The organism is Flavobacterium odoriferum (genome assembly GCF_025499515.1).
GTDB classification, from domain to species: Bacteria; Bacteroidota; Bacteroidia; order Flavobacteriales; family Flavobacteriaceae; genus Flavobacterium; species Flavobacterium odoriferum.
On the sequence record NZ_JAMKFA010000012.1, the window covers coordinates 92,761 to 105,514 of the forward strand.

General features: G+C 28.7%; 10 protein-coding genes. 6 read left to right on the top strand and 4 right to left on the bottom strand.

Annotation, left to right across the window (positions count from 1 at the left end; all coding sequences use genetic code 11):
• The first annotated feature begins 226 nt into the window (after nt 1–226).
• The 6 genes from M9Q43_RS10105 to M9Q43_RS10130 all read left to right on the top strand — a co-directional run bounded on the left by M9Q43_RS10105 (nt 227) and on the right by M9Q43_RS10130 (nt 8,713).
• Nucleotides 227–4,252: a PAS domain S-box protein gene (locus M9Q43_RS10105; RefSeq protein ID WP_262318809.1), complete on the top strand. Its 4,026-nt coding sequence runs from the start codon at nt 227–229 to the stop codon at nt 4,250–4,252.
• On the top strand, nt 4,249–5,850 hold the full coding sequence (locus M9Q43_RS10110) for an ATP-binding protein (RefSeq protein ID WP_262318810.1): 1,602 nt from the start codon (nt 4,249–4,251) through the stop codon (nt 5,848–5,850). The genes M9Q43_RS10105 and M9Q43_RS10110 overlap by 4 nt, the downstream gene beginning before the upstream one ends.
• A gap of 11 nt (nt 5,851–5,861) precedes the next feature.
• Nucleotides 5,862–6,785, top strand: coding sequence for a sensor histidine kinase (locus M9Q43_RS10115; RefSeq protein ID WP_262318811.1), 924 nt, complete (start codon nt 5,862–5,864; stop codon nt 6,783–6,785).
• 122 nt (nt 6,786–6,907) lie between these two features.
• Nucleotides 6,908–7,339 (top strand): response regulator, encoded by a 432-nt coding sequence (locus M9Q43_RS10120; RefSeq protein ID WP_262318812.1) that lies wholly within the window; start codon nt 6,908–6,910, stop codon nt 7,337–7,339.
• A gap of 1 nt (nt 7,340) precedes the next feature.
• Nucleotides 7,341–8,321, top strand: coding sequence for a response regulator (locus tag M9Q43_RS10125; protein ID WP_262318813.1), 981 nt, complete (start codon nt 7,341–7,343; stop codon nt 8,319–8,321).
• A 5-nt stretch (nt 8,322–8,326) separates the two neighbouring features.
• Nucleotides 8,327–8,713 (top strand): response regulator, encoded by a 387-nt coding sequence (locus tag M9Q43_RS10130; protein ID WP_262318814.1) that lies wholly within the window; start codon nt 8,327–8,329, stop codon nt 8,711–8,713.
• On the opposite strand, the gene M9Q43_RS10135 is transcribed toward M9Q43_RS10130, so the two are convergent.
• The 4 genes from M9Q43_RS10135 to M9Q43_RS10150 are packed head-to-tail and all read right to left on the bottom strand — an operon-like array spanning nt 8,710 to nt 12,752.
• Nucleotides 8,710–10,110 (bottom strand): hypothetical protein, encoded by a 1,401-nt coding sequence (locus M9Q43_RS10135; RefSeq protein ID WP_262318815.1) that lies wholly within the window; start codon nt 10,108–10,110, stop codon nt 8,710–8,712. The genes M9Q43_RS10130 and M9Q43_RS10135 overlap by 4 nt on opposite strands.
• The gene (locus M9Q43_RS10140; protein WP_262318816.1) at nt 10,107–10,940 is read right to left on the bottom strand and encodes a GNAT family N-acetyltransferase; all 834 of its coding nucleotides are present in this window, start codon (nt 10,938–10,940) and stop codon (nt 10,107–10,109) included. The genes M9Q43_RS10135 and M9Q43_RS10140 overlap by 4 nt, the downstream gene beginning before the upstream one ends.
• On the bottom strand, nt 10,937–11,851 hold the full coding sequence (locus tag M9Q43_RS10145; protein ID WP_262318817.1) for a polysaccharide deacetylase family protein: 915 nt from the start codon (nt 11,849–11,851) through the stop codon (nt 10,937–10,939). The genes M9Q43_RS10140 and M9Q43_RS10145 overlap by 4 nt, the downstream gene beginning before the upstream one ends.
• Before the next feature lie 16 nt (nt 11,852–11,867).
• On the bottom strand, nt 11,868–12,752 hold the full coding sequence (locus M9Q43_RS10150; RefSeq protein WP_262318818.1) for a hypothetical protein: 885 nt from the start codon (nt 12,750–12,752) through the stop codon (nt 11,868–11,870).
• Between the last annotated feature and the right edge of the window lie 2 nt (nt 12,753–12,754).

Sequence of the window (12,754 nt, forward strand, 5' to 3'; positions counted from 1 at the left end):
ATGTACTTTTTAAAGAAGAACTATTTACAAAATGGTTAGATATAACACAAAGTATTGACAAAATAACATTCAAAGCTTTATTTTATTTACAAATACACAAGTATTTATTATTTTTTTTACTAATTTTACAGAGCACCCCAACAAACCATTTAATTCTTAAAAGACGTTAACCACCTATTTTTTTTTGTTTTTTAATCTTTATCCCTTTTTAAATTATTTTTAAGCTATGCCCAAAAAAAAAGCGATTGAAAACAATACAGTTCTTAGTCAAAAAAGATATGAAACCATCAATCAAAAAAGTTTAGAATTAACAGCCATTATTGATTCAGATTACAACTACCATTTTATAAGTCCAAATTGTAAAAAAATAACGGGTTATAAAGAAGAAGAAATAATCGGAAAAAGTATTTTCGAATTTATTCACCTTGAAGACATACACTTTGTGAAAGTTGAATTTGAAAAAATTAATTCAAATGAAGAACAACATTGTACGCCCTATCGATTTAAAACAAAAAAAAATACATGGATTTGGCTTAATTGCTTAATTTCAAATCACATCAACGATCCATTAATTAACGGTTATGTCATTAATAGTTCAGATGTAACTAATTTAATCGAAACCCAAAACAAATTAGAGAAAAACAACGAGCGATTAGATTTTCTTAATAAAATTAATGACAATATCATCTATGAAGGTAATTTTTCAACTAATTTATTTGATTTTAGTGATAATTTTTACAATCATTTTAGTTCAGAATTCAAAACTAAAGGATTTAACCTTGAAGATTGGAAAACACTAATTCATCCTTCTGACTATAAAAAGGTAAAACAAAGTTGGGATACCTTTTTATCTAATAAAAATGAAACCAAATGGACGGATGAATATCGTATGCAAAAACATGACAATACATATTTATACGTAGAAGATACCGCTTTTGTAATTAGAGATCATGAAGGATTGCCTCAAAAGGTTATTGGGAGCATAAAAAACAATAACATTAAAAAAAATTCTGAAATAAAAAAAAGAATAGAAAACCAACTCGCTACTTTTTTTAAAGAAGATATTCGTTTAATGAATATTTTAAAATCTACTTTGCAATATTTAATTACAGAAGGCGATTTTTTAACAGCAGAAATATGGATTCTTAATAATGATAAAAATAAAATAAATTTAATTCAATCACTTACAAAGGATAAAAAAGTAGAAGCAATATATGCTAAAACAAATTCTATATATAATTTTTCAAAAGGAGAAGGTTTGCCAGGCATTATATGGGACAAACAAGAACCTGAAATATGGGATAAAACCGAAATCAAAGAAAAATTTAAACGCACAAGTTTAGCAAACTCTTTAAACATTAAATCAATTTTAGGAATTCCACTTTTACACAATAATGTTTTTATTGGAACTTTAATTCTAAGTACTAACGAGGAATTAAAATATGATTGTATAAGAACTGAACCTTTTTTATCATTAGGTAATTTCCTTGGAGCTGAAATAAAAAGAAAAGAACAGGAAGAAATGTTATATCTTATGTTTCAAAGCTCTTCAGATATTTTAGCTATTGTAAACACAAATGGTTATTTTACAAAAGTAAATCCTACATTTTGCAAACTATTAGGCTACACAGAGCAAGAACTAATGAACCATCCTTATACTTATTTTTTACACCCAAAAGATTTAGACAATACTAATAAAGAATACGAAGAAACCATCACCGGTGAACGAAATTCAAATAATTTTACCAATAGATATCGCACAAAAAATGGGGATTATAAATGGATTTCATGGAGTTCATCAGATGTTTTTGGCGAAGAAGGTCAAGTATTTGCATATGGTAGAAACATATCTGATCTAAAAGAATTACAACAATTATTACTTGAAACTGCTAAACTTGCCAAAGTAGGAAGCTGGGAATACAATTTAGATAATAATAAAGACATTTATCTATCAAACATAACCAAAAAAATTTGTGTAATTGACCCAAAATCAAAAGTAACTTATCAAGATTTTTTTAATTTATTTACAGAAGAAAGTAAAAATGAAATCAGAAAATGTTTCAAAAGATTAATTGAATTAAATGAAAATTTTGATAAAGAATTTTTAATCCAAACTATAAATAGCAAGAATAAATGGATAAGATGCATTGGTCAATCTGAACGAGATAGTAACGACAAATGCGTTAAAATTTCGGGAAGTATTCAAGACATAAATAAGCAGAAACAAAATGAGATTGAAATCGCTAAAAAGAATAATTATTTATCAGCTCTAACTGATATTATTACCGAATTATTACAATCAAACAACTGTTATGAATCGTTAAATAATGTTTTCAAAATTGCTGGAAAAACAATTAATGTAGACCGAGTATATTATTTTGAAATACACAATCATCCAAAAACCAATGCTCCAAGCTGTAGCCAAAAGATTGAATGGACACAAGATCACATAGAACCAGAAATTGAAAATCCAATGTGGCAAAACATTCCATTAGATGCCTTTTCAGATTTTTTTACTCCGCTATCAAAAGGAGAACCATTTACAACAATTGTCTCAAAATTACCAAAAGGAGAACTCAAAGAATCACTAACCATTCAAAAAATTAAATCTGTACTCATTTTACCTGTAACCATAAATAATTCATTACACGGATTCATTGGATTTGACGATTGCTCTCAAGAAAGAAATTGGAAATACAGCGAAATATCTTTTTTGCACAACGTTACTTCAAATTTAGCAGCCAAAATCCATAGAATGAAAGTGCAATCAGATTTAGAAAAAACATTAAAAGAACGAAACAATATATTAGAAAGTATTGGAGATGCATTCTTTACGTTAGACAGAAACTGGATTGTCACTTATTGGAACAAAGAATCTGAAAGAATTACAGGAGTCAAAAGACAAGAATTAATTGGTAAGAATTTTTGGGAATTTTTCCCTCAATTAGAAGGTGGTTTATATGACATAAATTATCACAAATCTGTTAAAACAAATAAAAGCGTTTATTTTCAAGATTATTTTGATTCCCTAAATGTTTGGCTAGATGTTAGTGCCTATCCATCAAAAGAAGGTCTTTCTGTTTATTATAAAGACATTACAACTACAAAAAAATATGAAGAAGAACTTCGTGCTTCAAATGAACGATTTGAAAAATCTACTTTAGCAACAAATGATGCTATTTGGGATTGGAACATAGAAGAAAAATCAATTTATAGAGGAAATGGTTTTAAAAAATTATTTGGTTATGCAGTTCCCGATAAAATATATGACATAGATGTTCTAAATTTAATCAAGTCAAGAATTCACATAGATGAAGCCGAAGAAGTTATTGCATCATTAATAAAAACAATTAAAAATCCAAAAAAAAACAACTGGGAAAAAGAATACAGATATGTAAAAGCCAACGGAAAATATGCTTTTGTAATTAACCGTGGTGTAATTATAAGAAATGAATCTGGAATAGCCACAAGGATTGTTGGCGCATTGCAAGATATAACTGAACGAAAAGAAAATGAAGAATCGCTAAAAATTTTAAATAAAAAACTTGAAATTCAAACAAAAGATTTAATCAATTCAAATCAAGAATTGGAACAATTTGCTTATATTGCATCACATGATTTACAAGAACCATTACGCATGGTTACAAGCTTTTTAACGCAATTAGAAAATAAATACCAGAATGTTCTTGACGAAAAAGGTAAACAGTACATAAATTTTGCTGTTGATGGCGCTAATAGAATGCGAAACATTATATTAGATATTCTAGAATATTCAAAAGTAGGTAAATCAACAAACGAAGAAAAAGAGCTAATTAATATCAATGAAATATTAAATGAAGTAGCTAAAATAAATCAAAAAATTATTGAAGAAACAAAAGCCAAAATAGTTTTCGAAGAATTACCTGAAATATACGCCTACAAATCACCTTTAATACAAATATTTCACAATTTAATTGGCAATGCGCTTAAATATCAGACAGGCAATAACAAACCTGTAGTAAACATTTCCTGCGAAAAAACAGATTCAGTTTGGCAATTTAAAGTAACTGATAATGGAATCGGTATTCCAAAAGAATATTTGGAAAAGATTTTTGTAATCTTTCAAAGATTGCACTCAAAAAGTGAATACAGCGGAACTGGAATGGGATTAGCAATTGTTAAAAAATTGATAGAAAATTTGGGTGGAGAAATTTGGGTAGAATCTGAAATTAATAAAGGAAGCGCTTTTTATTTTACAATACCTATTAAATGAAAATAATAAAAAAAATAAGTGCATTATTAGATTACTGGCCAAATCAATTGGCTTTGATGGCATTTTTTGCCATGTTCATAATTACCCAAACTATTGCTTTTAAAATTTTTACCGTTGAAAAAGAAAACGAAACATTATTAGTAAAAGAAGAAGCCAATCACATTAAAAACCAACTTGATAATGCTATAAATTTTAGTCATAATGCAGTTAAAATTATTGGTTTTTTAGTTGAGCGTGACTTAGAAGAAAAAAATTTCGATATTGTCTCAAAAGATTTATTATCAAAAAATAAATTTATAGATGCACTCCAATTGGTAAAAGATTGCACCATAATTAAAACATATCCTTTAAAAAGTAACGAAGCAACCATCGGCTTCAACATAGCCTCTGGAGATATACATAAAGAAGCTATTAGTAAATCTATCAAACAAAATAAAATATTTTTTGAAGGGCCATTAAATTTAATACAAGGTGGCATTGGAATTATTGGTCGAGAACCTATATACAAAAAAGGCAAATTATGGGGATTTTCTGCCGTATTAATAAAACAAGAAACTTTATTGAAAGCCATAGGAATTGATAGTACTGGAAGTAAAAAAAGATTTCATTACCAAATAACCGGAAAAAACAAAAAAGATTTTTTTAAAAACAATATAAATTTTAGTAAAGGTATAACACACAAAACCTACATTCCATCAGGAGATTGGTATTTACATGTAAAACTAAAAGATTCTACTTTTTTAGATAGAGCTTTAATTTTTAGTTTCTTCGGACTAATATTAAGCATTATTATATCGCTTTTTATTAAACAATTAGCAGAACAACCTATTCGATTAAAAAAATTAGTTGATGAAAAAACTCAAGACTTAGAAAAATTAAATGCTGTCTTAAACAAAAGAGCTGATGAACTTTCATCTACTAATAAAGAATTGGAATATTTTGCTTACATCATTTCGCACGATTTACAAGAACCGTTACGAATGATTTCGAGCTTTTTAACACTATTAGAAAAAAAATACAATACTGTTTTAGATGAAAGAGGAAAAAAATACATCTTCTATGCCGTTGATGGTTCTAAAAGAATGAAAACAATAATTTTAGACATTTTAGAATTTTCAAGAGTAGGAAAATACAACGAAGAACCCACTGAAATTAATGTAAATAATTTAATAGCTGAAATAGTCGGTTACCATCGAAATACTTTTGACAGTAAAAAAGTTAGTATTAACTACGAGCATCTTCCTACTATAGTATGTTATAAATCACCCATTATACAAATTTTTCAAAACCTTATTAGCAACTCTATTAAATATGCTAAAAAAGATGAAAAAACAATTATTACCATTCGACAATTTGAAGAAGATGAAAATCATTGGGGATTTGCAGTTGAGGATAACGGAATTGGAATTGAAGAAAAGTATTTTGAAAAAATATTCATCCTTTTTCAACGATTAACTACTCGAGAAGATGATTCTGGAAACGGAATGGGTTTAGCCATTATTAAAAAAATTGTAGAAAACCTAGGTGGTAAAATTTGGGTAGAATCTAAAAAAGATGTAGGCAGCACATTCTATTTTACAATAGCTAAAAACACTTAAAATGGCGTAGCATGAAACAAGAACTAAAAGTTACCTTGCTTTACATCTTAATAGGAATTCTCTGGATTTTTATTAGCGATGAAGTTATATTGATTTTCATGAGTAAAAATGACATTGAATCAATAACCTATTTTCAAAACATAAAAGGAACTTTTTATATCTTATCTACTGCTTTGTTTCTTTACTTCATGCTAAAAAAGCACAATGATGCAATTAATCAAAAAATGAAGGAGTTGAAAAAAAATGCAAAAGCATTAAAAAACACCAACCAAGAATTAGAACAATACATCAATTTATCTTCACATGACTTACAAGAGCCTAACAGAACCGTAATTAGTTTCCTAACCAATTTAGAAAAAAAATACGAATCACAATTAGATGAAAAAGGCAAAATATACATTCAATTTGCGATAGAAGGCGCTTACAAAATGCGAAAAATAATTTTAGATCTTCTCGAATATTCTAAAATTAATAAAAGTGGCGTCATTGAAACCGTAAACCTAAACGATACTATTGATGAAATTGAAGAACAATTTAAAGAAACAATTACTGAAACCAATACTTTAATAACTTACACTGATTTACCAACTATAAAAAACGATTCAGAACTTATCCAAATTATCTTTAAAAACTTAATTGATAACGCCATTAAATTTAAAAAAGAAAAAGAGCCAGCAACAATCACTATTGAAGCAAAAGAAAAAAAAGATAACTGGATTTTTAAAATAAGTGACAATGGAATTGGATTTGAACCCGAATATTATGATAAAATTTTTGTTTTATTTCAAAAACTAAATAATACAAACCATCAAGGAACTGGAAGTGGCTTAGCAATTGTAAAAAAAATTGTAACTAACTTAGGAGGAACAATTTGGGTTCATTCAGAAGTAAATAAAGGAAGTAATTTCTTTTTAAGACTACCAAAAAACGAATAAAAACATTGTTTTAAAATAATTATATATGTGTTTTTTTGTGATTTTGTAGAACAAGTTCTACAAATTGTGAGATATTTTGTACCTTTATACTAAACAAACAACCTCAAAACACAACAAACTACATGAGAAAATCAAAAATTCTACTAGTAGAAGATAACGAAGGGGACATCGTTCTTACTACAGAAGCATTTGAAGAAGCTGATTTTAAAACTAATTTAATTGTAGCACGAAATGGAAAAGAAGCACTGAACTATTTAGCACTTGAAGGGCGGAACTCAAGTTTGAATTTGCCCGATTTAATACTTTTGGACATTAATTTACCCCTACTAAATGGCCACGAAGTTTTACATCACATCAAACAAAATAAGTTTACAAAACACATTCCTGTAATAATTTTAACAACGTCATCATCATCAAATGATATAAATGCAACTTACGATAACCATGCAAATTGTTTTATTACAAAACCAGCTGACATCAACGAGTTTTTTGACGTAATAAATTCGTTAAGCAAGTTTTGGTTCAAAATTGCAAAATTACCCACTCAACAATAATATGCTGAAAGACAAGAAAAATTATAAATTAATCGTCGTTGAAGACAACATAGGAGATTTTATTTTGTTTGAAGAATATTTAAACGAAAAAATTGAAAACCCAACACTATTTCATTTTGAAAGATTTAAAGATTTAAATGACTTTCAAGATAAAATAACCCCTGATTTTGATATAATTTTTCTTGACCTTTCTTTACCCGATAAAAACGGATTAGATTTAATCATCGAAGTACAAAAAATCTCAAAGCAAATTCCTATAATTGTACTTACTGGCTATAGTGATGAATCATTTGCAACTACATCGCTTGCGTTAGGAATTTCAGATTATCTATTAAAAGATGACCTTAATAGTACAACACTCTATAAAAGCATTATCTACAACATTGAACGAAATAAAAACTTAGTCAAAATTCGCGAATCTGAACAATTATATTCTGATTTATTTCAACTAAGCCCACTTCCAATTTGTGTTTACGACATAGAAACCTTACTTTTTATTGATGTAAACGAAGCAGCAGTCAACTTATACGGACATAGCCATTCTGAATTTTTAAATCTCAAAGTTGACGACATTTTTCATGATGAAGAAATTGATAAAACAGAAGAAATTGCTTCAAAAATAATGACTCACAAGAAAAAAAATGGAGAAATTATCTTTGTTGATAGTCGAAGTAACACCATCACTTTTAATGGTAAAAAGGCAAAAATAATCCTGTCAAATGATATCACAAAAAGTTTAAATCACATCAGAGAAATTGAGTTACAAAATCAAAAACTCAAAGAAATTGCTTGGAAGCAATCGCATATTGTTAGGGTTCCGTTATCACAAATTCTAGGCTTAACACAACTAATTTTAGACGATAAAGAAACAACTCAGGAAACAAAAGAGCTAATCATTATTTTGAATAATTCTGCAAAAGAATTAGATAAAATCATCCAAGAAATTATAACCAAATCAAAAGAAATTTCTTTAAATGAGTAATTCCAATGAAGCACCTATTTATCATAGATGACGATGCAGTCTCTGTATTAATTTTAAAAAAAATGCTAAGCAATGCTGATTTTTTAGAAACCCCAATGGTGTTTTATAATGGTAATGAAGCCTTAAATTTCTTTTCTAAAAACTACACATCAGTTGACACATATTGTGTGTTTTTAGACATCAACATGCCTGTTATGAATGGTTGGGAATTTTTAGATAACATTCAAACCACTATTCATCCAAACAACTTTATGGTTTATTTACTCACTTCTTCTACCAGTGAATATGAAAAATCAAAATCGAATGATTATCACTGCATCAAAAAATTTATTTCAAAACCAATTAGTAAAGAAATACTAAATGAGATAAAAGAGGTATTTAATTCTATTTAAATTTTAATAATTGAGTTTACAATATTTTTACTACTATTTTCTAATGGATATTGTGCAATATTTTTCATCCAAAGGATTCTATCTTTACCAATTTCATCTGGTGTTGATAAAACTTGTTTAACTAACTCACCTATCTGGTCTTTACTATTAATCCAACCTACTGGAATTAAAGTATTCATTGATCTAAAATGTTGAAATTTATAAGACATTTCTACCTTAAAAGTAGAATTATTTACTGGATTATAATTCAAGTATAGACAAGGTTTGTTGTAAACTGCAAAATCATGAGCCATTGTACTTCCTAAGTTTATAACAGCATCACAATGTTTAACAGTATTTACTAATAAAGAAACATCATTTAAGGTTGGATAAATACTCACAAAAGATTCTCCATTTACCTTTTCAGTTCTCCAATCTGGATCAACAGCAAAAACAATATCCTTATATTTTTCTAATACTCTATCAAATCTTGCAGATTTATCTACTGGACATCTTCTAAAAAGCAACTGAGGTCTTTCTTCTTTATCCATTTTTGAAATGGCTTCACAAACATCTTTTAGATAATTGGCTTCATAAGGAGAAGACAAATCATTCGCAGAAAAACAAATCGTCTTTTTATTACTATCTAATCCAAATTCAGAAAAAAACACTTCTTTACTTTTGCTATACTTTTCTTCAAAATAAAATTCAAATTGTGGAGTTCCTACAACTTGAATACTACTTTTTTCGATTTCTGGATAAAGCAATGACAATTCAGATTTCATAATCTCAGACCAAACCAAATAGGTATCATATCTTGAAATCAAACGTGCTTTAGGCACATTGTCCCATGAAAAAATTACAGTTGCTGTTCGAATTTTTTTCTTCTTGGCAACAGCAATAATTGGAGCGCTTATTGGGGCACGTTGATGTAAGTTTAAAATATAATCGGGATTTAATTGCTCGATATCTTTTGTAATCTTTTCGAAAATAGCATCTTTAGTAATTTCAGTATCATACTTTGCTTCCATTTTTAAAATCAAATTGTAATTCCAAGAAAAAACGGTTCCTAAGACTTCTGCTAATCGATACAATACTTTCTGTTTCAAGCTTTTTTGGTTGCGATTCCAAAAATCCATCACAGTAGGATTCTTTAATTTTTTAGTATTGACCTTTAAACGGGCATAAGCCAAACTTTCTCTTAAAAGTCGGGCTTTTGGTTTTTCTATAAAATGAGAGATTGCTTTGATTTCTGTCAAAGTGGGTTGTACCTTTTTTACTTCCTCAATAGCCAAATCTGATATTTGATGGTATAGAATTACTTCAACACCTTTTGCTTGCAATTCGTTTATAAAACTCGAATACAAATAATTTCTAACTGCTACACCATCGGGTACTATTAATACGATTTTTTTCATAAACTACCTACTCTACCATGATCAGAGAATGAACGATGAACAACAAACTCCCTAGAAAGAGGTTCTTCTGATAAAAAAGTAATATCACAGAAATACCCTTTTTCAATTGGATTTAATCTCCATGGAATTATCGATTTTGAATCTATTACCCATCCTTCTTTTTCTAAATCTTTATTTTTTAAATCATTCCATGATGTAATGTAATCCATCCAATTATACCCTAATCTCCATGCTGTATTTTCTAACTCATTTAAATTTAAAATATCCACCACTCTTAAACCTCCTACTTCACTTTGACTGACGGCCCTTGAGCCATTTTCAAACAGCAACCCTTTAATTCCAGGTTGTTGAAAAAAATGGGTGTCTTTTTTTAAATAATTATTAACCTCAACTTCACAAGGTGAACAAACTTTTTCAAAAGAAGGAATATTAAACTTGGGGTTTATTTTAACATATCTAACCAAATCATAATATCTATACCACCTCATATTTCTATATAACCCTAAACCAGCTTCATTTGCAGCTGTTGCGGCAAGTGGATAATATGCTCTAGCTAATTCATATAATCTGGAAAGAATTCCCTTACCTCTGCACTCTTCTTCAAGATATACATTTATAACCCATGCTACATTGCCACCAAAATTAGCTCCAACATGACCAACCACCTCGTTATTCTCATTTAAGCAGATAAAAGAACGTCCAAATTTTGGATTACCATATTGCCACTCCCAAAATTCTTTATTTTGAAGCGGGTGATTTTTTCTATAGATCTTATTAAAAAATATAAATAATTTATCCCAATCATTTATACTCGCCTCTCTTGTAATCATAACTTATAGTTTTTTCCTCCAATTACATCATTGCAATCAAATCGGTTTAAAAGCAATTTATTTTGAGATTCCTCGATAATTCCTTTTTTTGTAGTAAAACCATACAAATATCCGACTTTTTTAGCAGTTTCAGCTACTAAATCAGTACAAGCTTCTGGCGTTCCATAAGGATAAGCAATCATTTGAATAGCTTTACCCGATAGTTGTTCCAAATAGTTTTTACTATGTTCTAATTCATAAATCAATTTGTCTTCACGCAACAATCCTAATGGATAATGTGTGTGTGTGTGACTTCCCAAACATTCAATATCAGCCAAATACTGCAATTGAGACTTGGACATATAAAGTGATTCTAAAATTTCACTTTCTGAAAAATGCTTTTCAAAAATTGATTGCACTAACAATTCTTGTACATCAAATGAGATTTTAAAATTAAGCAAATACTTTAATTCGGCACTCACTGCATCATCAAATCTATAATTGGTTTTTGCTTGATGTAATTCATCATGTGATAACATCCCAATTTTCTGCTCTTTTAGATAATCCAATAACACATGAGATGGAATAACCGAACGTAATAAATGAATTTTATGCACGGTACTCACTTGACCTTCCTCTGTATTCATGGAATTAGCAAAGAAAATGGCTTGCATATCCAATTCGTCTAAAATAGGCAAAGCAAAATCAAATTGCTCTTTTAAACCGTCATCGAAAGTAATAAAGAAAAAATTGTCTTTTGATGCTACTAATTCTTCATAATTAGCTAAAAATTCAGAAGGTGTAATCAAATCGCCTTCATTTTTAAGCAATTTTAATTGATGTTTAAATCCCATAGGAGTAACTCCAAAAATACTCGAATAAGGAGCAGAAAAATCTTCTCTTATATAATGATAATTACTTACGGTTAACAAAATTAATATATTTTAATTATTCTCTTTTAAATTCTAAATCTTCAATGATTTTTGAGGTGTATGCCCTTGCCCCTTTGTCATTCAAATGCCCACAAGATGAAAAATAGTGATCTCCTTCAACAAAATGTTCATATTCTTTGATTTCTGGATACAGCTTTTTCACTTTTTTGAAATAGTCCATTCCTTTTACATTAGAACATATTGGCGTGGTTACAGCAATCAAATTGATGTTATTGCTTTTACAAATTTGCTTAATTTCTTCGAAATAACGATTACGCAAAGGCACTAAACTTTCAATATTATTTTTCATATTGGCTTTTGGGTTAAATCCTAACGGATAATAACCTTTGTTTGCTAATGTATTTGTTGGCTCTTGCTGTAACGATTTATAAAAAGCCCGAAATCCAACTTTACTATCAAATTGAATGTATCTGTAAAACGGCACATAATACAATTCGATAAAATCGGGTTCGTTTTTAAAATGTTCTGTAATAGTATTCGATTGGTGCATAAACGGCATAAAACGTCCAAAAGTACCATCATCTCGTTTTTCATTTGACAGATTCAAATCGGTTTCCAGAATGATGTTTTTGATGTTCCAACCGCGTTCAACCATCAATTTTAACATAAGTGAAGTTTCAAATAAATGCGCACCACTCATACCGTAATTAAAGGTTTTCAGACCTTCTTTTTCAAACAATTCCGATACAAAATGATTATTCGCTCGCGATGTTCCTAAAATAACAACATCATAGTTTTGAGGTTCCGAATTGATAACGTTTTCAACCTTGTTTCTTGTTTTCGATTGAACAAAAACAGTAGTGTAAATGAAATCCAATGCAAAAGCAACTAGCAAAAGCACTACTACTATTTTTACGATAAAAACTAAAAACTGTTTCATCT

Bases quoted from the DNA above. Each gene is read 5' to 3' on its own strand.
- M9Q43_RS10130 (WP_262318814.1), top strand. From the start codon at position 8,327: ATGAAGCACCTATTTATCATAGATGACGATGCAGTCTCTGTATTAATT.
- M9Q43_RS10140 (WP_262318816.1), bottom strand. From the start codon at position 10,940: ATGATTACAAGAGAGGCGAGTATAAATGATTGGGATAAATTATTTATA.
- M9Q43_RS10105 (WP_262318809.1), top strand. From the start codon at position 227: ATGCCCAAAAAAAAAGCGATTGAAAACAATACAGTTCTTAGTCAAAAA.
- M9Q43_RS10125 (WP_262318813.1), top strand. From the start codon at position 7,341: ATGCTGAAAGACAAGAAAAATTATAAATTAATCGTCGTTGAAGACAAC.
- M9Q43_RS10115 (WP_262318811.1), top strand. From the start codon at position 5,862: ATGAAACAAGAACTAAAAGTTACCTTGCTTTACATCTTAATAGGAATT.
- M9Q43_RS10120 (WP_262318812.1), top strand. From the start codon at position 6,908: ATGAGAAAATCAAAAATTCTACTAGTAGAAGATAACGAAGGGGACATC.
- M9Q43_RS10150 (WP_262318818.1), bottom strand. From the start codon at position 12,752: ATGAAACAGTTTTTAGTTTTTATCGTAAAAATAGTAGTAGTGCTTTTG.
- M9Q43_RS10135 (WP_262318815.1), bottom strand. From the start codon at position 10,110: ATGAAAAAAATCGTATTAATAGTACCCGATGGTGTAGCAGTTAGAAAT.
- M9Q43_RS10110 (WP_262318810.1), top strand. From the start codon at position 4,249: ATGAAAATAATAAAAAAAATAAGTGCATTATTAGATTACTGGCCAAAT.